We start from the raw sequence: 22,447 nt of genomic DNA, 5'->3' as shown, positions 1-22,447 counted from the left end.
GCAGTTGCGACTCGCCGCCGACCCGGGCAGGGTTGGCGGCGAGGAAGTTACTCACAAGTAGGAGGTTCTGACCGGATGACGAAGCTCAACGGCGCCGTGGCCGTCGTGACCGGGGCCAGCCGTGGAATCGGGTTCGCCATCGCCCAGCGCTTCGTCGCCGAGGGCGCCAAGGTGTGCATCACCGGACGCGACGCCGGCGCCCTGGAGAACGCGGCGAAGGACCTCGGCGGGCCGGACGTCGCCATCGGCGTCGCCGGCAAGGGCGATGACGCCGACCACCGGGCCGCCGTCATCGACACCGTGCTGGGCGCGTTCGGGCCGGTCACCGTGCTGGTCAACAACATCGGCATCAACCCCGCGTACGGGCCGCTGGGCTCGCTCGACCTGGGGGCGGCCCGCAAGATGATCGACGTCAACGTGCTCGGCACGCTGGGCTGGGTGCAGGAGGCGCTGCGCGGCGGGCTCGCCGAGCAGGGCGGCTCGATCGTCAACATCTCGTCGGTCTCCGGCGTACGCCCGGCCCCCGGCATCGCCTTCTACGGCGTGACCAAGGCCGCGCTGATCCACCTCACCGAGGAGCTGGCCGTGGAGCTGGCCCCGAAGATCCGGGTCAACGCGGTCGCCCCGGCCGTGATCAAGACCCGCTTCGCCACCGCGCTGTACGAGGGTCGCGAGGAGCAGGTCGCTGCCACGTACCCGCTGGGCCGCCTCGGCGTGCCCGAGGACGTGGCCGGCACGGTCGCGTTCCTCTGCTCGGCCGACGCCGCCTGGATCACCGGCCAGACCGTGGTCATCGACGGCGGCGTCACCCTGACAGGCGCGGTCCAGTGAGCCTGCGACGCGTGGTGGTCACCGGCGCCGGCAGCGGCATCGGTGCGGCCCTGGCCCGCCGATTCGCGGCCGACGGCGCCCGGGTGATCGTGAATGACCTGGACCCGGACGCCGCCGGGGCCGTGGCCGCCGAGATCGGTGGCGTGGCCGTCCCGGGCGACGCGGGCAGCGAGGACGACGTGCGCCGGCTCGTCGACACGGCGTGGGCCGAGCTCGGCGGCGTGGACCTGTTCTGCGCCAACGCCGGCATCCTGACCGCCGGATCGGCCGAGGCGCCCGACGACGCCTGGCAGCGAGCCTGGCAGATCAACGTCATGTCCCACGTGTACGTGGCCCGCGCGGTGCTCCCCCGCTGGCTGGAGAACGGTGGCGGGCGGCTGCTGTTCACCGTCTCCGCGGCGGGGCTGCTGACCCTGCTCGGCAGCGCGCCGTACTCGGTCACCAAGCACGCCGCGCTGGGCTTCGCCGAGTGGCTGCGCGCCACGTACGCCCACCGCGGCATCACCGTCCAGGCGCTCTGCCCGCAGGGGGTCCGCACCGACATGCTCGGCAGCGGCACGGACAGCGCCAGCCGGGCGCAGCTGGCCGCGACCGCCATGGACCCGGCCGAGGTCGCTGCCGTGGTCGTCGAGGCGCTGAAGGGCGACAGTTTCCTGGTGCTGCCCCATCCCGAGGTCGCCGAGTACTACCAGCGCCGCGCCACCGACACCGACCGCTGGCTGGGCGGGATGAACAAGATCCAGCGCAGCTTCGACACGGCGGCCACCGCATGACCGGCCCCCGCGGACTCGACCTGGAAAGGCTCCGGGCCCACCTCGGCTCCGGCCCGCTGACCGCCACCATGTTCGCCGGCGGACGGTCCAACCTCACGTACGCGGTCACCGACGGCACCGAGCGCTGGGTGCTGCGCCGTCCGCCGCTGGGTCACGTACTGCCGACCGCGCACGACATGGTCCGCGAGCACCGCGTGCTGCAGGCGTTGTCGGCGGCGGGCTTCCCGGCGCCCCGCCCGGTGCTGCTGTGCACAGACACGGACGTCATCGGCGCACCTTTCTATCTGATGGAGCACGTCGACGGCACGATCTACCGCGAGGTCGACGCGCTCGAGGCGATGGGTCCGGCGGCGATGCACACGCTGGTGCTCTCGCTGGTGGACACGCTGGCCGACCTGCACGCCCTGGACCCGGCCGAGATCGGGCTGGCCGACTTCGGCCGCCCGGAAGGTTTCAACGAGCGCCAGGTCCGCCGGTGGAAGAAGCAGCTCGACGCGTCCCGCAGCCGCGAGGTGCCGGGCGTCGAGGAGCTGCACGCCCGGCTGGCCGCGGACATCCCGGACGGCGCCGGCGCTGTGGTGCACGGCGACTACCGGCTCGACAACGTGCTGATCGGCCCGCGGATGGAGATCAACGCGGTGCTCGACTGGGAGATGTCGACGCTCGGTGATCCCCTCAGCGACGTGGCTCTGATGCTGGTCTACGCGGGCCGTCCACTGCTGCTGGGTGGCCGCTCGTCTATCTCCGTGCCCGGGCACCCGAGCCTCGCCGAGATGGCCGACCACTATGCCAAACGCTCCGGCCGGGACGTTTCCGACCTGCACTGGTATGTGGGCTTTGCCGCGTTCAAGCTCGCCGTCATCCTCGAGGGCGTGCACTACCGCTACGTTCAGGGCCAGACGGTGGGCGAGGGCTTCGACACAGTCGGCGCGCTCGTGGCGCCGCTGGTCGCGCAAGGTCATGAGTCGCTCGACGGAACGCTGGAGGGGAACTGATGGACTTCGCGTTCGATGCCCGCACCGAGAACTACCGCAAGCGCCTGCTCGCCTTCCTCGACGAGTACGTCTATCCCGCCGAGGCCACCTTCGACGAGGAGTACGCCGGCGACTGGTCCCCGCCGCCGGTCATCGCCCGGCTGCAGGCCAAGGCCCGCGAAGCCGGCCTGTGGAACCTCTTCCTGCCCGGCGAGCACGGCGCCGGCCTGACCAACCTGCAGTACGCGCCGCTGGCCGAGCTCACCGGCCGCAGCCCGGCGATCGCCCCGCCCGCGCTCAACTGCGCCGCCCCGGACACCGGCAACATGGAGGTGCTGGCCCAGTTCGGCCGCCCGGACCAGCAGGAACGCTGGCTGCGCCCGTTGCTGGAGGGCACCATCCGGTCGGCCTTCGCGATGACCGAGCCGCAGGTGGCATCGTCGGACGCGACGAACATCGGCACCCGGATCACCCGCGACGGCGACGACTACGTGATCAACGGCCGCAAGTTCTACATCTCCGGCGCGATGAACCCGAACTGCCGGATCTTCATCGTGATGGGCAAGACCGACCCCGAGGCCGCCCGCCACGTGCAGCAGAGCATGATCCTGGTCCCCCGGGACACGCCCGGCCTGACCGTGCAGCGCGGCATGACGGTCTTCGGCTACGACGACGGCGACCACGGCGGCCACGCCGAAATGATCTTCGACAACGTCCGGGTGCCGGCGGAGAACCTCATCGGCGAGGAAGGCTCCGGCTTCGCCATTTCCCAGGCCCGGCTGGGCCCCGGCCGGATCCACCACTGCATGCGCCTGATCGGCATGGCCGAACGCGCACTGGAACTGATGTGCCGCCGCGCGCTGACCCGCACCCCGTTCGGCAAGCCCCTGGCCGAGCAGGGCGTCGTGCAGGAATGGATCGCGGAATCCCGGGTCCGCATCGAGCAGGCCCGGCTGCTGGTCCTCAAAGCGGCCTGGCTGATGGACACGGTCGGCAACAAGGGCGCGCACACCGAGATCCAGGCCATCAAGATCATCGTGCCCGGCACCACCGAATGGATCATCGACAAGGCCATCCAGGCCCACGGCGCCGCCGGCGTCGGCCAGGACACCCCCCTCGCGCGCCTGTGGGCGCAGTCCCGCACACTACGACTCGCCGACGGCCCCGACGAAGTGCACAAGCGTTCGCTGGCGCGCCGCGAACTCAACCGCTATCGGAGCGCCTGATGCCGGCCGCCTCACCCCGCCCACCCCAGCGCATCGACGGCCGCACAGCCCGCTCGGAACGCACCCGCAACGCCATCGTCGAGGCCCACGTGGCGCTGATCCTGGAGGGAGATCTGCGCCCGACCGCGGACCGGATCGCCAAGCAGGCCGGGGTGTCCCTGCGCGCACTGTGGAGCCACTTCGCGGACATGGAAGCGCTGTTCGCGGCCAGCGGCGAACGAATCCTGGAACAGCGCGACGAGTCGCACCAGGCGGTACCGACGGACCTGCCGCTGGCGGCACGCATCGAGGCGTACTGCCAGCAGCGGGCCCGGCTCCTGGAACACATCGCCCCGGCGGCGAAGGCCTCGGCGCTGAAGGAACCGTTCTCCCCGGCACTGCAGAGTTACCGGCGCAGCCACACGGAACGGGTCCGGACTGAGCTGAAGATTCTGTTCGCCCGAGAGATCAACGGCGACGAGACCCTGCTGGCAGCCCTGACGGCGACGAGCATGTGGCCGACCTGGGGCACCCTGCGCGACGCGATGGGCCTGGAGCCGGACGCGGCCCGCCTCGTCTTGACCCGCGCGGTTACGGCGCTGCTCACCGCCACTCCCTGACCGCGTCGGCCTTCTGCTGCCCCTCTCGCTGCCCGCCCGCGTTCCCGCGGCTTCCCGCTCGCCCCCTTGGGTTCCTGCCGCTTCGCCGCTGGCCTTCTTGACGTCCCGGCTGACTTTCAACCGCCTTCTGGGCCTCGCGCATGCCCGCCTATCCCGCTGCCCACTCGCACCTCGATCCCCCGCGCTCCGCTCCGCCTTCGCGCCTCCCGCCGCCCCACCCGGCCGCCGCCGCCCCGCCCGTCCCGCCGCAGCCTCCGCCCGTCCTCCGTGGCCCCTGTGACCTCCCTGGCCTCCGTGGCCCCCGCCCCGCCTCCGCGCCTCCCGCCGCCACCCGGCCCGCCGCAGCCTCTCGCCGACCGGAGTCCCGGCGACACGCGAGAAAATCTGTCCGTGGAAAACTAGATTTCCTGGGCGATGGGGGCTAACGTACTGGTTGTCGAAACGAGAACGTCAAGACGCGGACGTACCCGCCCGGCCGTGAGGTCACGACGGGCGCAGCACCAGAAAGTGAGCAGTACCCACGCCTAAGCGGCGGGGTCTGCAGATCCGCCGCACGTGGCAGGGCCAAGTGGTTTGCGTGGGGCTCCACCACCGGCGGGGAAGTGCGCAGTACGCATCACGTCAGAGCAAGTGGAACGCAGAGGAAAGGGAGGGTTCACGCACCGTTGGATCGCCCGCTCCGACCGCTGTACCGGGTCGAGTGGACACCGCAGTTTCCATCGAACGAGAGGTGGTCTCCGGTCACGCTTACGCGATCCTCGCACCCGAAACCGTTACACACGGCCGGTGCGGATTAGACAAACCGACGCGACTGTCGGCAGATGGTGTTCTAAAACCCGATAACCCTGGGCCCCGGCGCGATCAGCGCCGGGGCCCTCGACACGGAGGTGACATGGCCCAACCCGACGACATGTTCGGTGACGAGGACTATCCGGCCTACACGATGGGCCGGGCCGCGGAAATCGTCGGCGTATCCCAGGACTTCCTGCGGAGGCTCGGCGACGCGAAGCTGATCGACCCGTTCCGCTCCCCTGGCGGACACCGGCGCTACTCCCGCTACCAGCTGAGGCTGGCGGCCCGCGCCAAGGAGATGGTGGACGAAGGTACGGCCCTGGAGGCGGCGTGCCGGATCATCATCCTGCAGGACCAGCTCGAAGAAGCGCTCCGGGTGAACGAGTCCCTGCGCAGAAACGAGAACAGCAACGCGGAATGACCACCCGCCGCCCCGGCACGCGGTCCCGCCCATAACCGGGTTGGGGCCGTTCGTCATTTCCGGCCTCCACTCGGCCCTACGCCCGAAACACCGCGGCGGATTCCACCTCGGCGCGCCCCCAGACAGGAGCGAGACCCGGCGGGGCCCAGGCTCGGCGGCACCTCGGCCGCATCCCGGCCGACAGCCCCCGGCTCGGCGGCACCCCGGCGCATTCGACCGGCGGCATCCCGGCTCAGCGACATCCCGGCCGACGAGCCGAGATTAGGGCGGCAAACACACTCAACGTCACGGTCAGCGGCCCAGGCAGCAGAAGGGCCAGACCCCGCAGCCTGCGATCCTGGCACCCAGGCCGACGGCGCCCAAGCTCAGCGACATCCCCCGCCGACAATCGCGGCAGTCACACTCAACGACGTGGGCAGCCCTTCCGGCAGCAGAAGGGCCACGGTCCCCCAGCCAGCGATCCCGGCACCCAGGCCGACGGCACCCAGGATCGGCGGCATCCGCTTTCGGCATGGTTACCCCATCGCCCCGCGCAAGGACTTCGCGCGGCGTCGCCGGCTGGAGCCGGAGCTGGTCACGGTGGCGGAGCCTGGGGACGGTCACGGTGGCGGAGCTGAGCGGTGTCCATGGTGGCGAAGCCCGGCGATAGTCACGGTGGCGACCATCGAGAAGGCCTCCCGTACCGGACGCGTCCCGCACCGCCAATGACCAAACCGGTGCGGGCCACACCCCCAGCTCACCTCAGCTCAGGTCGAACTCCTCGCCCCGCACCCCACGCAGAAAGTCCTGGAAAGTCTCCCGGCTGAACGACAGCACAGCACCCTGCGGATTCTTCGAGTCCCGGAGGTGGATCGCCTGCGGCCCGGCGCTCACCTCGACACAATTCCCGCTCGAGCTGCGCTTGCTCTTGCGCCACTGATGGACCTCGTCGGGCGTGTTCATCCGGCCTCCAGCTGTATAAGAGCGCCCGGCGCTCGAAGCGCCCGGGCTGATAAGTCTAATTTTACGTTTTTGTCCGCATCTGACCCGGAACTAACGCAAGCAAAACTGGATGCTAGACCATGCCGGTGCAAACATCCAGTTGCAAATTGCACTAGGGTAGTGAGATCCACGGTAGCCGACATCACCGGAGTTGATCATGAACGAGCCGGTCGGCCCAGCCATCGCGCGGCAGCGGCTGCACACCTATCTGCGGGAGCGACGGGAGACGCAGGGGCACACCGCTTCCGCTGTCGCCCGGAAGATGCGGTGGTCGCAGAGCAAGCTCAACCGCATCGAGAACGGCGTCGTCACGATCCAGCCGATCGAGGTCAAAGCCCTCCTGGAGTTCTACGACGTCCAGGATCCGGCCGAGGTCGAGCGGCTGATGGATCTCTCCGAGATCTCCCGCGAGCGCCGGTGGTGGCGTGAGGAGAAGCTGTCGCAGGAGTTCAAGGACTTCGTCGCCTTCGAGAGCGAGGCCTCCGGCCTGTACGGCTACTTCGCCCTGTTCATCCCCGGCCTCCTGCAGACCCCCGAGTACGCCACGGCCCTCAGCTCGCCGGTGATCAAGGAAGCGGTCGCCGACGCCACGGGCATGAACCTGACCGAGGTTCGCCGCAAGCGTCAGGAGACCCTGTTCGACCGGCTCGACAGCAGCCGTCCCCCGGTGCTCAACATGGCCGTGGACGAGGCCGTGCTGCTGCGCCCGGTCGGCGGGGCCGAGGTGATGGCCGCCCAGCTCGATCATCTGCTGGCCGTCTCCAAGCGTCCGACGGTGCATCTCACCGTGGTTCCGCTCGACCTCGGCGCCCACGGTGGCCTGGGCGGGACGTTCGAGCTGCTGGAGTTCGCCGGCCGCGAGGATGACGACGTGGTCTTCATCGAGACGCCGGCGGACGACTTCCTGCTGACCGACAAGACCAAGACGGAGACCTTCCGCAAGATCATGGACGACCTGCTCTCGTCGGGGCTGTCCGGCAAGCACGCCACCGACGAGATCAGCCGGGCCCGCCGGCGCCTGAAGGTCTGAGCGGATCACGGGAACGGGGAGCGGTTGATCTCGAGGGCCCGGATCAGCGCGCGGCGGACCCGTTCGAACTGGGCCCGGTGATCGGTGCCGTAGAGGACCACCTCCGTGCCCCGGTGCACGGCTCGGATCTCGCGCCAGCGCGGGCCGCGCCGGGGGTCGAGCACGACGGCGACGTCCTCCAGCTCGGGAACCCGGTAACGCTGGTGCTGCGTCTCGACGTACCAGCTGGTGACGATGATGCGGCGGTCGGCGTAGTAGACGGCCCAGCCGCATCGAGGGGCGCTCGGGGAAGTGCGGTCGATCGACATCTCGGTCCCCTTACCTCGATCCTGCCTCCGATTGTCCGCAGAAATTTCCGGACAGCAACAGTCTGGTCACAAATTTCTAACGGCTAAGCGCTATCTGCAAAATGCACTCCGGGCCGACGACCCTGGATCTTCACCCGGATAGAGTCTTGGTCTATCGATGAGCGCGCCGATTCGGCCTCGTCGTTTATCGTGGTGACACACCGGGACACCGAGTGGTCACGCAGCGAGAAACTGAAGGGGGAAGCGGCTCCCATCCAGCTCAGGACGACGGCGTAGTCGGACCTCACCAGTGGAAGAGGCTCGTCATGTCACAACCCACCGGACCGGCACTCGCGCGCGATCGGCTCCTGGCCCCGCTGAGCGAGCTGCGAGATTCACTGCGGCTGTCGTCTGATCACCGGGATCGGGACAGCGACTGGTGGGTGCTCCACCAGTTCACCAGCGAATACCCCCGCTTTCTCGACCATGAGGCCCGGGCCGCGCGGATCGGCGTGTGCCAGCCGCTGGTCGTGCCCGGCATCCTGCAGACCCCGGCGTACGCGCTGGCGGCGACCACGGCCATCACCGGGCGGGCCGCCGAGGACCCGGCCGCTCTGGCCCGCGTCGAGGTGCGCCTGGGACGGCAGTACGACCTGCTCGACCGGATGTGCGGGGCGGACCCGCCCAGGCTGACCGTGGTGCTGGACGAGTTCGTCCTGCGCCGGCCGGTCGGCGGCGTCGAGGTCCTGCGGGCGCAGCTGGACGACCTGCTCTACCTGGGCGAGCTCGAGACGGTGACGCTGGTGGTGAAGCCCACCGAGGACGGTGCGCATGCCGGCCTCGGCGGATACTTCGAGCTTCTGCGGTTCGCCGACGACAGCGCCGAGGTGCTCTTCCTGGAGTCGACCGCGACCGACTCGCTGCTCACCGACGCGGCGGCGACCAGGCCGTACAGCGACTGCCTGGACCGGCTGCTGGCCGGCACCGACGGCAACGCCGCGGCCCTGACCACCATCCGCCGGATCCGCGACTCGCTGATCTAGAAGACCACGACCCTAGAAGACCACGACCGAACGGGCCCCCTCGCCCCGGGCCATCCGCTCGAAGGCCGCCGGGACGCCGGCGAGCGCGATGCGGTCGGTGATCAGGTGGTCGAGTTTCAGCACGCCCGAGAGCACGTCCTGCGCCAGCGCCGGCACCTCGACGTCCGGGTCCGACGAGCCGTAGACCGAGGCCCGCAGCGTGCGGGCGCTGGAGAAGATGTCGAGCGCGCTCAGCTCCACCATGTCGTCCGCGCGGCCCATGCCCACCACCGTCACCTGGCCGCCGCGGCGGGTCGCCCGCCACGCCGCCCGGATGGTCGCCGCCCGGCCCACGCATTCGAAGGCGTGGTCCGCGCCCAGCCGGTCGGTGCGCGACCGGATGTCCTTGGACAGATTCTCCGACGAGACCACGAAGTCGGTCGCCCCCGCGGCTTCCGCGAGCGCCTTCTTGGCCTCCGAAACGTCCACCGCGATCACCGACGCGGCGCCGGCGGCCCGGGCCGCCGCGACCACCGACAGACCCACCCCGCCGAGGCCGATCACCACGACCGAGTCACCCTCGGCGACCCGCGCGGTGTTGCGCACCGCGCCGGTGCCGGTCAGCACCGCGCAGCCCAGCAGGGCCGCGCTTTCCCAGGCCAGATCATCCGGTACGGGGATGACGGCCCTTTCCGGCACCACGACCTGCTCGGCGAAGGCGCCCAGCCCCAGCGTCACGTGCACCGGCGCGCCGTCCAGCGTGCTGCCGTTCTCCAGCGCCGCGATGTTCGCCGTCGAGCACAGCCACGGCTCGCCGTGCGTGCAGAACCAGCATTCGCGGCAGGGCGGTGACCAGTTCAGCGCCACGTGGCTGCCCGCGCGTACCCGGGTCACTCCAGCGCCGGCCTCCACCACCTCGCCCGCCGCCTCGTGCCCGAGGACCAGGGGGTGCGGCGGGTTCAGGGTGCCGTTGACCATGGACAGGTCGGAGTGGCAGACGCCGGCCGCGCGGATGCGGATGCGGACCTGGCCGGGGCCGATCTCGGGCAGGCGCAGCTCCTCGACCGCGGGGGCCGTGCCGGCCTCCCGGACGACCAGGGCCTTGATGTAAGAGGTCACCGCTGAATCGCTTTCGTCTGCTGGAACTCGCTGAGGCCGTACGGGCCGAGCTCGCGGCCGAGGCCGGACTGCTTGTAGCCGCCGAACGGGGCCACCGGGTTGAACGAGCCCCCGTTGACGTCGACCGCGCCCGTACGCATCCGGCGGGCCACGGCCAGCGCCCGGTCCGGGGAGCCCCAGACGCCACCGGCCAGACCGTACTTCGAGTTGTTGGCGATCTCCACCGCGTGGTCGTCGTCGTCGAACGGGATCATCGCCAGCACCGGGCCGAAGACCTCCTCCTGGGCCAGCTCACTGGCCGGATCGACGTCCGCGAAGACGGTCGGCGCGACGAAGTAGCCCTTGTCCGGGACCGCGGCGTCGCCGGTCACCTGCCGGGCGTCGGCGCGGGTGATGAAGCCCCGGACCCGTTCGCGCTGCGCCGCGGACACCAGCGGCCCGAGCCGAGTGCCCTCGTCGAACGGGTCACCGGTGGTGTACGCGGAGGCGGCGGCCGCGGCGAGCTCGACCGCGGTGTCGTAGTGGCTGCGGTGCACCAGCATCCGGGTCCACGCCGTGCAGGTCTGGCCGGAGTTGAGGAAGGCGTTGCCCACGCCGACCTTGACCGCCTTGGTGAGGTCGGCGTCCTCGAGGATCACGTTGGCCGACTTGCCACCGAGCTCCAGGGCCACCCGGGCGATCCGGTCGGCGGCGGCATGGGTGATCGCCCGGCCGGTCGCGGTCGACCCGGTGAACGACACCATGTCCACGTCCGGGTGCCCGGCGATCGCCGCGCCCACCACCGGCCCGGTGCCGGGCACCAGGTTGAGCACCCCCGGCGGCAGCCCGGCCTCGTCGGCCGCGTCGATCAGCAGGTAAGCCACCAGCGGCGTCAGCTCACTGGGCTTGAGCACCACTGTGCAGCCGGCGGCCAGCGCGGCGGCCACCTTGGCGACGACCTGGTGCAACGGGTAGTTCCACGGGGTGATCGCCCCGACCACGCCGACCGGCTCGTGCGCGATCAGGGAGTTGCCGATGGTCTCCTCCGGCACCGGTTGGGCGGCCAGGTCGGCGTACCCCCGGAGGACCGTGAGCGGCAGTCCCGCCTGGACCGCCTTCGCGACCTTGAGCGGCGTGCCCAGCTCGAGCCCGACGGTGCGGGCGATGTCGCCCGCGCGGGCCGCGAGCGCCTCGTGCAGCTTGCCCAGCACGGCGCCGCGTTCGGCCATCGGCGTCTCCGCCCAGCCGGGGAAGGCCGCCCGGGCCGCCGCGACAGCCCGGTCCACGTCCTCGGCGGTGCCGGCGGGCACGTGGCCGAGGATCTCCTCGGTCGCCGGGTTCTCCACCGGGATGGTGCCGGTGCCGGACGGGGCCGCCCAGGCCCCGCCGAGGTAGATCCGGTCGCGGGAGAGGGTCATGTCAGGCTCCCTTTCAGCGGGTCGAGCCGGGCCTTGAGCGCGTCCAGGCCGGTGAGGACGGTTTCCAGACCGAGGGCGAACGCGCCTTCGTCGACGCTGCGCCGGTGTTCGGCCAGCAGGTGGGCGTCGCGCAGGTGCGGGTAGCGCTCGGCGTACAGCTGGGGGTCCTCGTCGAAGCCTAGGGCGAACGAGCCGAGGGCCGCACCGGTGACCAGATATCGCATGACCGCGCCGATGTGGGTGGCCCGGGCCGGCGGCCAGCCGGCGGCGATGAGACCGCCGTAGACGGTGTCGGCCATGGCCAGCGCGGCCGGCCGGCGGCCGGGGCCGTGGGCCAGGACGGGCACGATGTTCGGGTGGGCGGAGAGCTCGGCGTGATACGAGTACGCCCAGAGCCGCAACGCCTCCCGCCAGTCGTGCTTGCCGAAGAAGGAGACGTCCACCCGGGCCACCACCGCGTCGGCGACCGCGTCCAGGATCTCGGCCTTGGTCGGGAAGTGGTTGTAGAGCGAGGGGCCGGCGACGCCCAGTTCGGTGGCGAGCCGCCGCACCGAGACAGCCTCGAGTCCTTCGGCGTCGACCAGCTGGCCCGCCACCTCGACGATCCGCTCGCGGCTGAGCAGGGTGTGCCGGGGCCGGGCCATTTAACGCTCCTGAAACTCTGGACGGCACAAAACTTACACCGCTAGTTTTATCACGTGGACTTTCAACTCAGCGACGAGGAGCGGGCCGTTCGCGACACCGCCCGTCAATTCATCACCCGCGATGTCATGCCGCTGGAGCAGGAAGCTCTGCGGCGCGAGCGCAACCACCAGCCCGGGCTGGAGCGCAGCGAGCTGCGCGAGTTGCAGCTCAAGGCCAAGAAGTTCGGCTTCTGGGGCCTGTCGACCCCCGAGGAGTACGGCGGCATGGACCTCCCCGCGGTCCTGCAGTCCCTGATCTGGACCGAGGTCGGCCGCACGTTCGTGCAGTTCAAGTTCGGTGGCGAGGCCGACAACATCCTGTATTACGCCAACGACGCGCAAAAAGCCGAGTATCTGGTGCCGACCATCGAGGGCGACCGGATCTCCTGCTTCGCGATCACCGAGCCGGGCGCCGGCTCGGACGCGGCCAACATCAAGCTCAGCGCCCGCCAGGACGGTGACGACTGGATCCTCAACGGCGAGAAGACGTTCATCACCAACGGCAACGACGCGGACTTCGTCATCGTCGTGGCGGTCACCGACAAGGAGAAGGGCGTGCGCGGCGGCGGCACGACCGCCTTCCTGGTCGACCGGGACATGGGCTGGCGCTCGGAGTTCATCCAGACCATGGGCGAGGGCGGCCCGGCCGCGCTGATCTTCGACAACGTCCGGGTGCCGTCGCGCAACATCCTCGGCGAGATCGGCCAGGGCTTCGAGCTGGGCATGAAGTGGATCGGCAAGGGCCGCTACCTGATCCCGTCGAACGCGGTGGGCATCGCCGAGCGGGCCCTGGGCATGGCCATCGAGTACGCCAACACCCGCGAGACCTTCGGCCGCACGATCGGCTCCAACCAGGCCATCCAGTGGATGATCGCCGACTCCGAGGTCGAGCTGGAGGCGGCCCGCTGGCTGATCCTCAAGGCCGCCTGGACGGTGGACCAGGGCTGGGACCCGCGGCACGCGTCCTCGATGGCCAAGCTGTACGGCGCCAACATGGTCAACAACGTGGTCGACCGGGTCATGCAGATCCACGGCGGCATGGGCTACACCCGCGAGCTGCCGATCGAGCGCTGGTACCGCCAGGTCCGGCTGATGCGCATCTACGAGGGCACCGACGAGATGCAGCGCCTGATCATCTCCCGCGACCTGCTGCGCGGCTACACCAAGATCGGGGGTCACCTCTCATGACCATGCTGTCGCTGGCCGCGGTGCTGGCCGAGGGCGCGCGGCGGTATCCGGAGAAGGTCGCGGTCGTGGACCACGCCGAGCGGATCAGCTATCGCGACCTCTGGCAGCAGTCCCTGGCGTACGCGGCCGGGCTGCGGGAGCTGGGCATCGGGCCGGGTGACACCGTCGCCGTGCTGGTCCCCAACGTGGCCGACTTCCCCCGGGCGTACTACGGCGCGCTGGCGGTGGGCGCCCGGATCGTCCCGGTCCACCTGCTGCTCACCGCGGACGAGATGGCGTACGTCCTGCGCGACAGCCGGGCCGACCTGCTCGTGTCGCACTCCAGCCAGCTGAAGACCGCCATGGCCGCCGCGAGCATCTCCGGCACGCGGGTGGCCAGTGTCGGCCCGATGCCGCCGGGCGTGCCCGATGCCCCGCCGCGGCTGGAGGAGGTCTCGGCCGCGGTTCCGCCGCTGCCGACGTACGTGAGCCGCGAGGCCGAGGACGTCGCCGTGGTGTTCTACACCAGCGGCACCACCGGGGAGCCCAAGGGTGCCCTGCTCACCCACCTCAACCTGGTCATGAACGCGACCGTCAACGTCTTCGACGCCAACGAGGTCCGCGCCGACGACGTGGTCATGGGCTGCCTGCCGCTGTTCCACACCTTCGGCCAGACCGTCGGCATGAACGGCACTTTCCGGCTCGGCGGGACGCTGGTGCTGCTGGCCCGCTTCACCGGCGAGGCCGCGATCGACCTGATGGTGCGCGAGCGGGTGACGGTCTTCCACGGCGTGCCGACGATGTACATCGGCCTGCTGGAGGCGGCGGCGAAGGCCGACAAACTGCCGGAGCTGCGGATCTGCGTCTCGGGTGGCGCCTCCCTGCCGGTGGCGGTGCTGGAACGCTTCAGCGAGACCTTCCACTCGACGGTGTTCGAGGGCTACGGGCTGTCCGAGACCTCACCCACCGCGACCACCAACCAGCCGGCGTTCGGCACCCGGGCCGGCACCATCGGCCACCCGATCTGGGGCGTCGAGGTGGAGATCGCCCGCGCGGAGGTCGAGGAGCGCATCGAGCTGCTGCCCACCGGCGAGCTGGGCGAGATCGTGATCCGCGGTCACAACGTCTTCGCCGGCTACCTGAACCGGCCCGAGGCCACCGCCGAGGCGGTCGTCGACGGCTGGTTCCGCAGCGGTGACCTGGGCACCAAGGACGCCGACGGGTTCATCACGATCGTCGACCGCAAGAAGGACCTGGTGATCCGGGGCGGCTTCAACGTCTATCCGCGTGAGGTGGAGGAGGCGCTGGCCCGGCACCCGGCCGTCGTGCAGGTGGCGGTCATCGGCGTGCCCGACCCGGTGCACGGCGAGGAGATCTGCGCGGTCGTGGTGCCCGATCCGGGCGGCCTCACCGAGCAGGAGCTGATCGACTGGTCCCGGGAGAAGCTCGGCAAGCACAAGTACCCGCGGCAGATCCGCTTCGTGGAGGCGCTGCCGATGGGTCCCAGTTTCAAGGTGCTCAAGCGCGAGCTACGCCGCACCTTCGGCGAGTAGCACCGGTAGTTCCGCGACGATCGGCCTGTCCGCCGGCAGCCAGGGCACACTGTCCAGCTCGTCGGCGGCCAGCCAGCGCATCGCCGTGTGTTCGAGGGCGCGCGGCTCGTCGCCGTTCAGCAGCGTCACCGTGAAGACGCGCAGGACGGCCCGGCCGTGCGCCAGCGGCACGTCCGGCCCCACCCGGGCCCCGACGGCCACCCGTACGCCCAGCTCCTCCGCGCACTCGCGGGCCAGCGCCTGAGCGTCGGTCTCCCCGGCCTCGACCTTGCCGCCCGGGAACTCCCAGCGCCCGGCGACCTCCGGCGGCGCGGAGCGCTCGCAGGCGAGCACCCGGCCGTCCTGCACGATCACTGCCGCGACAATCACCCTCGGTGACGGACGGCCGTTGACGTGGCGTTCATGGGACATGAGCCAAGAGCGTGCCACAAAACTTGACCGATCAGGTTGAACGATGCGTCCCGATCGTCACGAGAACACGGATATGTGGGCGTGGACATAGTTGACGGGGAAGACAAGACTGTGGGCACCGACCATGACGACACGGCGACAGTTTGGCCACAAGCCGGCAACGACGCCAGGGAGGTGCGGCCATGCGGGGCAGGAAACTACGGGGTACCCGCTCCGACTACTTGAGTGACGCGCTCGCGGTGCTGGGCGGGTGGACCCAGGACGGGGTCCAGCTCAAGCGCATCCTCGCCTGTGACGACAGCCAGCATGCCGCTCTGACGGAGCGGATCAAGGTCGCCGCCGACACGTTGCGCCTTCGGCCCAGCATCCGGCGCATGGACGGTCACACCCAGATCCTGCTCGGCGCGTCCGACGGCGAGACCATCACCGACGGTGAGGTCACACTCGCGGCCCGGATCGAGGACGCGTACCGCACAGTGGTGGGGCCTCAGTAACCTCGGGATCATGACGGCTCCGATTTACGACAGCAAGGGCCAGCTCCAGCAGATCCAGAGCGGCCTGCTCGAGGGTGAACAGATCATCGCGGTGTACGACGCGGTCGGCGCCGGCACCGGCTTCATCGGGCTCACCACCCGTCGCGTGATCATCCAGGACAAGTCCTTCGTCGGGAAGCGCGTCGCGATCACCAGCATCCCGTATTCCAAGGTCAGCAGCGTGAGCGTGGTGAGCAACAAGAGCTGGGCCGGGCAGTTCTTCTCCACCGGCACCATCGCGATCAGCGTGGGCACGCACACCTACGAGGTCGAGTTCCGCGGCTCGGAGAAGACCCAGCACGTGCACAACGTGATCCTGCACTACGCGTCCTGACGCGTTCTTTCGTCATCACGATGCGTCGCCGACGTCGGGCGGCGCATCTTTTTGTTGCTATTGACGAAAGTCCATGCCGCCGTGTCAAAAGTATGGACAGCCGCGTAAGAAGTTACTAACGTTTGCTCACTGTTACACGCTGGTAACACGCGGCGCGGCCATTCCCCGGACCTCGCCATGCCTGGCAATTCCCCTACGTCAGGAAAGGGACGGTCACCCCATGTCCCCCAGATATCGACGCATGCCCAGATTTCGATACGCGGCCGGCGCGGCCCTGCTCGTCGCCGCGAGCCTGGTCGCCACCACCGCGCCGGCCGCGGCCCACGACATCAACCCCGCCGACTTCCAGCAGGTGACCTTGGCCAAGGGCGTCGCCGAGACCGGCGAGCCGATGGCCCTCGCGGTGCTGCCCGACTCCTCGGTGCTGCACACCGCCCGCAACGGCACGCTGCGGCGTACCGACAAGAACGGCACCACGACGGTCATCGGGACCCTCGCGGTCTACGGCCATGACGAGGAAGGACTGCAGGGCGTCGGGATCGACCCGGGCTTCGCCACCAACCGGCAGATCTACCTGTACTACGCGCCCCCGCTGAGCACCCCGGCCGGGGACGCCCCGGCCAGCGGCTCGGACTTCTCCGCCTGGAACGGTGTCAACCGGCTCTCCCGCTACACGCTCAACGCCGACTTCACCCTCAACACCGCCAGCAAGGTCGACGTGCTCGACGTGCCGGCGACGCGCGGCCTGTGCTGCCACGTCGGCGGTGACATCGACTTCGACGCGGCCGGCAACCTCTACCTGTCCACCGGGGACGACAGCAACCCGTTCGAGTCCGCCGGCTTCTCGCCGCTGGACGAGCGCACCGACCGCAACCCTGGATACGACGCGCAGCGCAGCGCCGGTAACACCAACGACCTGCGCGGCAAGGTGCTGCGGATCAAGGTGAACGCGAACGGGACGTACAGCGTCCCGGCGGGCAACCTGTTCGCACCGGGCACGGCGAACACCCGTCCCGAGATCTACGCGATGGGCTTCCGCAACCCGTTCCGGATGAGCGTGGACAAGGCCACCGGCGTCGTCTACCTCGGTGACTACGGCCCGGACGCCGGCTCCTCCGACCCCAACCGCGGACCCAGCGGCCAGGTCGAGTTCAACCGGATCACCAGCCCGGGCAACTACGGCTGGCCGTACTGCACCGGCAACAACACCAGCGCCGAGACCTACAACGAGTGGAACTTCGCCAACGGCACCACCGGCGCGAAGTACGACTGCGCCGGCGGGCCGACGAACAACTCGTTCCGCAACACCGGCCTGAGCAAGCTGCCCCCGGCCCGGGCGGCCTGGATCCGGTACGGGGGCGACGCCGGCACCCCGCCCGAGTTCGGCGGCGGCTCCGAGTCCCCGATGGCCGGCCCGGTCTACCGCTACAACGCGAACCTGAACTCCGGCACCAAGTTCCCCGCCTCGCTGGACGGTCACTTCTTCGCCGGCGAGCTCGGCCGCGGCTGGATCAAGCCGATCCACGTGGGCACCGACGGCTCGGTGGGTGAGATCTCGAACTTTCCCTGGGCCGGCAAGCAGGTGATGGACATGGCGTTCGGGCCCGAGGGCTCGCTGTACGTCCTGGACTACGGCACCGGCTACTTCAACGGTGACGTCAACTCGGCGCTGTACCGCTTCGACTACCTGGCCGGCTCCAACCGGGCACCGACCGCGGTGGCCGGCGCGAACCGGACCTCCGGGCAGGCGCCGCTGGCCGTGACGTTCTCCTCGGCCGGATCGTCCGATCCGGAGGGTGGCGCGCTGACGTACTCGTGGAACTTCGGTGACGGCACCACCTCCACCGCGGCCAACCCGTCGAAGACGTACACCGCCAACGGGACGTACCAGGTGACGCTGACGGCCAGGGACCCGGAGGGACTGACCGGCACGGCCAACGTCACCATCACGGTCGGCAACACCGCCCCGACGGTCACCATCAACAACCCGCCCAACGGCACGCTCTTCTCGTACGGCGAGAGCGTCCCGTTCTCGATCACGGTCACCGACCCCGAGGACGGCTCGATCAACTGCGCGGCCGTGAAGATGACCTACGTCCTCGGCCACGACAGCCACGGCCACCAGATCACCTCGCAGAACGGCTGCACCGGCTCGATCACCATCCCGGTCGACGGTGAGCACGACTCGGCGGCCAACATCTTCGCGGTCTTCGACGCCGAGTACACCGACGCCGGTGGCCTCACCACGCACACCCAGCACACCCTGCAGCCACGGCACCGGCAGGGCGAGCACTACAAGACGTCGTCCGGTGTGGACAAAATGACCAAGACGGCGGCCGAGGGCGGCCAGACCGTCGGCAACATCAACAACGGGGACTGGATCGCGTTCGAGCCGTACCGGCTCAGCGGGGTGACCTCCTTCACCGCCCGGGTCTCCTCCGGCGGTGTGGGCGGCACGCTGCAGCTGCGCACCGGCTCGGCGACTGGCACGGTCGTCGGCTCGGCCGCGGTGCCGGTGACCGGCGGCTGGGAGACCTTCACCGACGTCACCGGTACGGTCAGCGGCGCTCCGAACACCACCGGCCCGCTGTACCTGACCTTCGCGGGCGGCGCCGGCGCTCTGTTCGACCTCGACGCCTTCACCCTGAACGGCGCCGGTGCACGCGTCGGCCCGATCGTCGGACTCGCGAACAAGTGCCTCGACGTGGCCGGTGGCGCCACCACGGACGGTACGAAGATCCAGCTCTACACCTGCAACGGCAGCGCCGCGCAGACCTGGACCGTGGCTGCCGGCAGCACGGTCAAGGCCCTGGGCAAGTGCCTCGACGTGGCCGGGGGCGCCACCATCAACGGCACCAAGGTGCAGCTCTACACCTGCAACGGCAGCGCCGCGCAGACCTGGGCCGCCAACGCCGACGGCAGCCTGCGCAACCCCCAGTCGGGCCGATGCCTCGACGTCAGTCAGAACAGCCCGGCCGACGGGCAGCAGATCCACATCTGGGACTGCCTGGGCGCCGCCAACCAGAAGTGGGTGTTGCCATGATCGGCAAAGTGTTGACCGCCCTGCTGTTGATCCCGGCCTCGGTCGCGATCGCCTCCCCGGCCGTCGCCGCGGACGACCCCTACGACGTGCTGGTCTTCTCCCGCACGGCGGGCTTCCGGCACGACGCCATCCCGGCCGGCATCCAGACCATCCGGGAGCTGGGCGCGGCCAACGGTTTCTCGGTCACCGCGACCGAGGACCCGGCGGCGTTCACCACGGCCGGACTGGCCAATTACGAGGCCGTCGTCTTCCTCAACACCACGGGTGACGTGCTCAACGCCACCCAGCAGACCGCCTTCGAGGGCTACATCCGCGGTGGTGGCGGCTACGTCGGCGTGCACGCCGCGGCCGACACCGAGTACGACTGGCCGTTCTACGGGCAGCTGGTCGGCGCGTACTTCGCCTCGCACCCGGCGATCCAGCCGGCCACCGTGGTGGTCGAGGACCGCGCCCACTCGGCGACCGCGCACCTGCCGCAGCGCTGGAACCGCACCGACGAGTGGTACAACTACCGCACCAACGCCCGCTCCACGGCGCATGTACTGGCCACTCTGGACGAGAGCTCGTACTCGGGCGGGGGCATGGGCGCCGACCACCCGCACGTGTGGTGCAAGACCTACGAGGGCGGCCGGTCCTTCTACACCGGTGGCGGCCACACCATCGAGTCGTACGCGGACCCGGCCTTCCGGGCCCACCTGCTCGGCGGCATCCGGTACGCGGCCGAGGCCAGCAACGCCGACTGCCGCCCGGAGACGGGCTACACGCCGCTCTACAACGGCTCCACGGCCGGCTGGTCGCAGGCCGGTCCGGGCGCCTTCACCAACAGCGACGCGACCCTCACGTCGACCGGCGGTATGGGCCTGTTCTGGTACAGCCAGAAGCAGTTCACCAACTACTCGCTGAAGCTGGACTGGAAGCTGGCCGGTGACGACAACACGGGCGTCTTCATCGGTTTCCCGCCGTCGACCGACCCGTGGTCAGCGGTGAACAACGGCTACGAGGTGCAGATCGACGCGACCGACGCCGCCGACCGCACCACCGGCGCCGTCTACACGTTTAAGTCGGCGGACCTGGCGGCCCGCGACGCCGCGCTCAACCCGCCGGGCGAGTGGAACACCTACGAGCTGCTGGTCGAGGGTGAGCGGCTGCAGGTCTTCCTGAACGGCACGCGGATCAACGACTTCACCAACACCGATCCGGCGCGCTCGCTGGCCGGGCACATCGGACTGCAGAACCACGGTGACGGTGACGACGCCGCCTTCCGCAACGTCCGGATCAAGGAGCTCGGCGGCACCCAGCCGCCGCCCGCCGGCACCGGCCCGATCGTCGGGCTCGCCGGCAAGTGCCTGGACGTGGCCGGTGCCGGCACCGCCGACGGCACCAAGATCCAGCTCTACACCTGCAACAACAGCAACGCGCAGAAGTGGACCGTGACCGCGAACGGGCCGGTCAAGGCGCTGGGCAAGTGCCTCGACGTGGCCGGTGGCGCCACCGCCAACGGCACCAAGGCCCAGCTCTGGACCTGCAACGGCTCGGGCGCACAGGTCTGGTCGGCCCAGCCGGACCAGAGCCTGCGCAACCCGCAGTCGGGCCGGTGCCTGGACGTCAGCCAGAACAGCTCCGCCGACGGTCAGCAGATCCACATCTGGGACTGCCTCGGCGCTGCCAACCAGAAGTGGAAGCTGCCGGTCTAGTAGTCCAGCACTCGGGTGGGCAGCGGCGTCTCGGTCACCGAGCCGTCCGCTGCCCGCTTCAGTTCGTACCCCTGGGGTCCCTGCTTGTCGGCCACGACCTCCGCCAGGCGGGTGCCGCGGTAAACCAGCCCGGCCCCGTCGTCGGTCGCGTAGCCGTCGCCCAGGGTGCCGTCGCCGATGAGCTTGTGCATCGTCGGCCGGCGCTGCTCCTCGGCGTCGTAGTGCACCCCGTTGCTGTACGGCAGCCAGCCCAGCCCGTCGGTGAACGCCCGCAGGTCGGGGCCGAAGCTGTCGGTGCTGCCGCCCTGGTGCCAGCAGATCGAGCCGGCCGAGACGCCGCCGAGCACCACCCCGGCCTGCCACGCCTCGTGCAGGATCTCCTCGAGCCCGTGCACCCGCCAGACCGCCACGAGGTTGGCCACGCTGCCGCCGTTCACCCAGATCACGTCCTGGTCGAGCAGGTGGGCGCGGATGTCGTCGTGGTTGGGCATCGGGAAGAGCTGCAGGTGCGAGGCCCGGTAGCGGGTCTTGGCGAAGGCGGCGTAGGTGGCCCCGATCCAGTTGTCGGGGTCGCCGACGGCCTGGTGCAGGAAGCAGAACTTGGCGGTGTCCCCGGCGTTCGCCAGGTCGGCGGCGAAGCGGTGGACGGGGCCGGGACTCATGTCGAACGGGCCGTACCGGCCGCGGGTGAAGCCGGCGCTCGTGGCGAGGATGGTGGGTTGATCGGCGGTCATCGCGTCATCATGGCGCACGCGTCGGCGGTCTCCAGAACGAGGTCGGCGGCCGCGTCGAGCGCCGCGGTCAGATGCACCGGGTCGCCGTCCACCGCGGTGAAGACGGCGTCGACCTGCTCGCGGAACCGGGGCGGGGCGCCGGGCAGGGCGGCGGTCGCGGCGACGGCGCCCTTCTCGTTGACGAGCCAGCGGCCGGCGGCGCCGTGCAGGGCGTGCGTGCAGACGCCGACCAGACGGAACAGGCAGCCGGCCACGTAGGCCGCATCACCGCGGGTGACCGCCTTGCGGCCCAGCCCGACCAGGAAGTCGGCCTCCCAGAGCCCGGCCACCAGCGCCTCGCGCAACGCCGGCGGATAGGTCGACATCCGGGAGCGCAGGGCGGTCAGCTCACCCTCCGGGTCGGCCAGGACCACACCGAGGGCGACCTCACCCGCGTACGCGAAGTCGGGCACGCCCAGCGGATGGCCGGCCTGGGCGTGGAACGCGTACCGGCCCTGCTCGGCGTCCACCCAGGCGCCGGTGACCCGGTCGAGGTCTCGGTAGATCCAGTCGACGGCCGCGCCGTCCACGGTGAGCCACCCGCCGCCGTCCACCCACGGCCCCCAGCCGCCGACCGGCGTGACCTGCGCGGCCGGCCCGCCGAAGGTCCGGGCCAGCTCGCCGAGCACCGCCACGTCGAGCGGCCGGTGGTAGTAGACGCCCAGGTCGGTGTCGGACTCCGGGGTGTGGGTGCCGCGGGCCCGGCTCCCGCCCAGCAGCACCGCGGTCACGCCCGGCACCTCGGTCAGCCGCACCGCCAGCTCACCGAGCCGCTCGTCACTCAACGCCACGCCGCTCATCCTC

General features: G+C 70.2%; 22 protein-coding genes. 14 read left to right on the top strand and 8 right to left on the bottom strand.

Annotated features, from left to right (window positions below; genetic code table 11):
* Nucleotides 1-75 precede the first annotated feature (75 nt).
* From ACWEOZ_RS07725 to ACWEOZ_RS07700, 6 genes are all read left to right on the top strand, one after another.
* Nucleotides 76-831 (top strand): SDR family oxidoreductase, encoded by a 756-nt coding sequence (locus ACWEOZ_RS07725; protein ID WP_360816707.1) that lies wholly within the window; start codon nt 76-78, stop codon nt 829-831.
* A complete protein-coding gene (locus ACWEOZ_RS07720; RefSeq protein WP_451909932.1) occupies nt 828-1,604 on the top strand; it encodes an SDR family oxidoreductase in 777 nt (258 codons plus the stop codon). The genes ACWEOZ_RS07725 and ACWEOZ_RS07720 overlap by 4 nt, the downstream gene beginning before the upstream one ends.
* Nucleotides 1,601-2,599: a phosphotransferase family protein gene (locus ACWEOZ_RS07715; protein ID WP_451909931.1), complete on the top strand. Its 999-nt coding sequence runs from the start codon at nt 1,601-1,603 to the stop codon at nt 2,597-2,599. The genes ACWEOZ_RS07720 and ACWEOZ_RS07715 overlap by 4 nt, the downstream gene beginning before the upstream one ends.
* Nucleotides 2,599-3,804 carry an acyl-CoA dehydrogenase family protein gene (locus ACWEOZ_RS07710; RefSeq protein WP_451909930.1) on the top strand — a complete coding sequence of 402 codons (1,206 nt, stop codon included), beginning with the start codon at nt 2,599-2,601 and terminating at the stop codon, nt 3,802-3,804. The genes ACWEOZ_RS07715 and ACWEOZ_RS07710 overlap by 1 nt, the downstream gene beginning before the upstream one ends.
* Complete coding sequence (locus ACWEOZ_RS07705; protein WP_451909929.1) at nt 3,804-4,403, top strand: TetR/AcrR family transcriptional regulator; 600 nt, start codon at nt 3,804-3,806, stop codon at nt 4,401-4,403. Before ACWEOZ_RS07710 ends, ACWEOZ_RS07705 begins: the two co-directional genes overlap by 1 nt.
* An 892-nt stretch (nt 4,404-5,295) precedes the next feature.
* Nucleotides 5,296-5,616, top strand: a complete 321-nt coding sequence (locus ACWEOZ_RS07700; protein WP_433722003.1) for a MerR family transcriptional regulator — start codon at nt 5,296-5,298, stop codon at nt 5,614-5,616.
* Nucleotides 5,617-6,357: 741 nt separating this feature from the next.
* On the opposite strand, the gene ACWEOZ_RS07695 is transcribed toward ACWEOZ_RS07700, so the two are convergent.
* The gene (locus ACWEOZ_RS07695) at nt 6,358-6,558 is read right to left on the bottom strand and encodes a DUF397 domain-containing protein (protein WP_451909928.1); all 201 of its coding nucleotides are present in this window, start codon (nt 6,556-6,558) and stop codon (nt 6,358-6,360) included.
* Nucleotides 6,559-6,754: 196 nt separating this feature from the next.
* Here ACWEOZ_RS07695 and ACWEOZ_RS07690 point away from each other — a divergent pair, with 196 nt between their 5' ends.
* The gene (locus tag ACWEOZ_RS07690) at nt 6,755-7,627 is read left to right on the top strand and encodes a helix-turn-helix domain-containing protein (RefSeq protein WP_451909927.1); all 873 of its coding nucleotides are present in this window, start codon (nt 6,755-6,757) and stop codon (nt 7,625-7,627) included.
* A 5-nt stretch (nt 7,628-7,632) separates the two neighbouring features.
* Here ACWEOZ_RS07690 and ACWEOZ_RS07685 read toward each other — a convergent pair whose 3' ends face one another.
* Complete coding sequence (locus ACWEOZ_RS07685; RefSeq protein ID WP_451909926.1) at nt 7,633-7,935, bottom strand: DUF6232 family protein; 303 nt, start codon at nt 7,933-7,935, stop codon at nt 7,633-7,635.
* 305 nt (nt 7,936-8,240) lie between these two features.
* On the opposite strand from ACWEOZ_RS07685, the gene ACWEOZ_RS07680 reads away from it, so the two are divergent.
* Nucleotides 8,241-8,957, top strand: a complete 717-nt coding sequence (locus ACWEOZ_RS07680) for a DUF5753 domain-containing protein (RefSeq protein WP_451909925.1) — start codon at nt 8,241-8,243, stop codon at nt 8,955-8,957.
* A gap of 12 nt (nt 8,958-8,969) precedes the next feature.
* On the opposite strand, the gene ACWEOZ_RS07675 is transcribed toward ACWEOZ_RS07680, so the two are convergent.
* The 3 genes from ACWEOZ_RS07675 to ACWEOZ_RS07665 are packed head-to-tail and all read right to left on the bottom strand — an operon-like array spanning nt 8,970 to nt 12,096.
* Nucleotides 8,970-10,055, bottom strand: coding sequence for an alcohol dehydrogenase catalytic domain-containing protein (locus ACWEOZ_RS07675; protein WP_451909924.1), 1,086 nt, complete (start codon nt 10,053-10,055; stop codon nt 8,970-8,972).
* On the bottom strand, nt 10,052-11,452 hold the full coding sequence (locus ACWEOZ_RS07670) for an aldehyde dehydrogenase family protein (RefSeq protein ID WP_451909923.1): 1,401 nt from the start codon (nt 11,450-11,452) through the stop codon (nt 10,052-10,054). The genes ACWEOZ_RS07675 and ACWEOZ_RS07670 overlap by 4 nt, the downstream gene beginning before the upstream one ends.
* Nucleotides 11,449-12,096 carry a TetR/AcrR family transcriptional regulator gene (locus ACWEOZ_RS07665; RefSeq protein WP_451909922.1) on the bottom strand — a complete coding sequence of 216 codons (648 nt, stop codon included), beginning with the start codon at nt 12,094-12,096 and terminating at the stop codon, nt 11,449-11,451. The genes ACWEOZ_RS07670 and ACWEOZ_RS07665 overlap by 4 nt, the downstream gene beginning before the upstream one ends.
* A gap of 54 nt (nt 12,097-12,150) precedes the next feature.
* Here ACWEOZ_RS07665 and ACWEOZ_RS07660 point away from each other — a divergent pair, with 54 nt between their 5' ends.
* Both ACWEOZ_RS07660 and ACWEOZ_RS07655 read left to right on the top strand, forming a co-directional pair.
* Nucleotides 12,151-13,323, top strand: a complete 1,173-nt coding sequence (locus ACWEOZ_RS07660; RefSeq protein ID WP_451909921.1) for an acyl-CoA dehydrogenase family protein — start codon at nt 12,151-12,153, stop codon at nt 13,321-13,323.
* On the top strand, nt 13,320-14,855 hold the full coding sequence (locus ACWEOZ_RS07655; RefSeq protein ID WP_451909920.1) for a long-chain-fatty-acid--CoA ligase: 1,536 nt from the start codon (nt 13,320-13,322) through the stop codon (nt 14,853-14,855). Before ACWEOZ_RS07660 ends, ACWEOZ_RS07655 begins: the two co-directional genes overlap by 4 nt.
* Here the strand turns inward: ACWEOZ_RS07655 and ACWEOZ_RS07650 are convergent.
* Nucleotides 14,832-15,266 carry a (deoxy)nucleoside triphosphate pyrophosphohydrolase gene (locus tag ACWEOZ_RS07650; protein WP_451909919.1) on the bottom strand — a complete coding sequence of 145 codons (435 nt, stop codon included), beginning with the start codon at nt 15,264-15,266 and terminating at the stop codon, nt 14,832-14,834. The genes ACWEOZ_RS07655 and ACWEOZ_RS07650 overlap by 24 nt on opposite strands.
* Before the next feature lie 182 nt (nt 15,267-15,448).
* Between ACWEOZ_RS07650 and ACWEOZ_RS07645 the strand changes: the two genes are divergently transcribed.
* The 4 genes from ACWEOZ_RS07645 to ACWEOZ_RS07630 all read left to right on the top strand — a co-directional run bounded on the left by ACWEOZ_RS07645 (nt 15,449) and on the right by ACWEOZ_RS07630 (nt 20,870).
* Nucleotides 15,449-15,760 carry a pterin dehydratase gene (locus ACWEOZ_RS07645; RefSeq protein ID WP_360545238.1) on the top strand — a complete coding sequence of 104 codons (312 nt, stop codon included), beginning with the start codon at nt 15,449-15,451 and terminating at the stop codon, nt 15,758-15,760.
* Nucleotides 15,761-15,770: 10 nt separating this feature from the next.
* Entirely contained in the window at nt 15,771-16,133 is a 363-nt protein-coding gene (locus ACWEOZ_RS07640; protein ID WP_451909918.1) for a PH domain-containing protein, read from the top strand.
* Between the two features lie 241 nt (nt 16,134-16,374).
* Nucleotides 16,375-19,176 carry a PQQ-dependent sugar dehydrogenase gene (locus ACWEOZ_RS07635; RefSeq protein ID WP_451909917.1) on the top strand — a complete coding sequence of 934 codons (2,802 nt, stop codon included), beginning with the start codon at nt 16,375-16,377 and terminating at the stop codon, nt 19,174-19,176.
* A complete protein-coding gene (locus ACWEOZ_RS07630; RefSeq protein ID WP_451909916.1) occupies nt 19,173-20,870 on the top strand; it encodes a ThuA domain-containing protein in 1,698 nt (565 codons plus the stop codon). The genes ACWEOZ_RS07635 and ACWEOZ_RS07630 overlap by 4 nt, the downstream gene beginning before the upstream one ends.
* Here ACWEOZ_RS07630 and ACWEOZ_RS07625 read toward each other — a convergent pair.
* A complete protein-coding gene (locus ACWEOZ_RS07625; RefSeq protein WP_451909915.1) occupies nt 20,867-21,604 on the bottom strand; it encodes a Type 1 glutamine amidotransferase-like domain-containing protein in 738 nt (245 codons plus the stop codon). The genes ACWEOZ_RS07630 and ACWEOZ_RS07625 overlap by 4 nt on opposite strands.
* A complete protein-coding gene (locus ACWEOZ_RS07620) occupies nt 21,601-22,443 on the bottom strand; it encodes a nucleotidyltransferase domain-containing protein (protein ID WP_451909914.1) in 843 nt (280 codons plus the stop codon). Before ACWEOZ_RS07620 ends, ACWEOZ_RS07625 begins: the two co-directional genes overlap by 4 nt.
* Nucleotides 22,444-22,447: the final 4 nt, after the last annotated feature.

The organism is Actinoplanes sp. NPDC004185, from assembly GCF_053603475.1.
The sequence above is the reverse complement of the archived record's forward strand: the minus strand, read 5'-3'. Positions and strand labels throughout refer to the sequence as shown.

What these genes read in the sequence shown, in the direction of transcription:
- ACWEOZ_RS07625 (WP_451909915.1), bottom strand. Translation starts at nt 21,604, where the DNA reads ATGACCGCCGATCAACCCACCATCCTCGCCACGAGCGCCGGCTTCACC.
- ACWEOZ_RS07645 (WP_360545238.1), top strand. Translation starts at nt 15,449, where the DNA reads ATGCGGGGCAGGAAACTACGGGGTACCCGCTCCGACTACTTGAGTGAC.
- ACWEOZ_RS07665 (WP_451909922.1), bottom strand. Translation starts at nt 12,096, where the DNA reads ATGGCCCGGCCCCGGCACACCCTGCTCAGCCGCGAGCGGATCGTCGAG.
- ACWEOZ_RS07635 (WP_451909917.1), top strand. Translation starts at nt 16,375, where the DNA reads ATGCCCAGATTTCGATACGCGGCCGGCGCGGCCCTGCTCGTCGCCGCG.
- ACWEOZ_RS07680 (WP_451909925.1), top strand. Translation starts at nt 8,241, where the DNA reads ATGTCACAACCCACCGGACCGGCACTCGCGCGCGATCGGCTCCTGGCC.
- ACWEOZ_RS07685 (WP_451909926.1), bottom strand. Translation starts at nt 7,935, where the DNA reads ATGTCGATCGACCGCACTTCCCCGAGCGCCCCTCGATGCGGCTGGGCC.
- ACWEOZ_RS07630 (WP_451909916.1), top strand. Translation starts at nt 19,173, where the DNA reads ATGATCGGCAAAGTGTTGACCGCCCTGCTGTTGATCCCGGCCTCGGTC.
- ACWEOZ_RS07690 (WP_451909927.1), top strand. Translation starts at nt 6,755, where the DNA reads ATGAACGAGCCGGTCGGCCCAGCCATCGCGCGGCAGCGGCTGCACACC.
- ACWEOZ_RS07700 (WP_433722003.1), top strand. Translation starts at nt 5,296, where the DNA reads ATGGCCCAACCCGACGACATGTTCGGTGACGAGGACTATCCGGCCTAC.
- ACWEOZ_RS07705 (WP_451909929.1), top strand. Translation starts at nt 3,804, where the DNA reads ATGCCGGCCGCCTCACCCCGCCCACCCCAGCGCATCGACGGCCGCACA.
- ACWEOZ_RS07710 (WP_451909930.1), top strand. Translation starts at nt 2,599, where the DNA reads ATGGACTTCGCGTTCGATGCCCGCACCGAGAACTACCGCAAGCGCCTG.
- ACWEOZ_RS07655 (WP_451909920.1), top strand. Translation starts at nt 13,320, where the DNA reads ATGACCATGCTGTCGCTGGCCGCGGTGCTGGCCGAGGGCGCGCGGCGG.
- ACWEOZ_RS07715 (WP_451909931.1), top strand. Translation starts at nt 1,601, where the DNA reads ATGACCGGCCCCCGCGGACTCGACCTGGAAAGGCTCCGGGCCCACCTC.
- ACWEOZ_RS07725 (WP_360816707.1), top strand. Translation starts at nt 76, where the DNA reads ATGACGAAGCTCAACGGCGCCGTGGCCGTCGTGACCGGGGCCAGCCGT.
- ACWEOZ_RS07650 (WP_451909919.1), bottom strand. Translation starts at nt 15,266, where the DNA reads ATGTCCCATGAACGCCACGTCAACGGCCGTCCGTCACCGAGGGTGATT.
- ACWEOZ_RS07695 (WP_451909928.1), bottom strand. Translation starts at nt 6,558, where the DNA reads ATGAACACGCCCGACGAGGTCCATCAGTGGCGCAAGAGCAAGCGCAGC.
- ACWEOZ_RS07640 (WP_451909918.1), top strand. Translation starts at nt 15,771, where the DNA reads ATGACGGCTCCGATTTACGACAGCAAGGGCCAGCTCCAGCAGATCCAG.
- ACWEOZ_RS07670 (WP_451909923.1), bottom strand. Translation starts at nt 11,452, where the DNA reads ATGACCCTCTCCCGCGACCGGATCTACCTCGGCGGGGCCTGGGCGGCC.
- ACWEOZ_RS07620 (WP_451909914.1), bottom strand. Translation starts at nt 22,443, where the DNA reads ATGAGCGGCGTGGCGTTGAGTGACGAGCGGCTCGGTGAGCTGGCGGTG.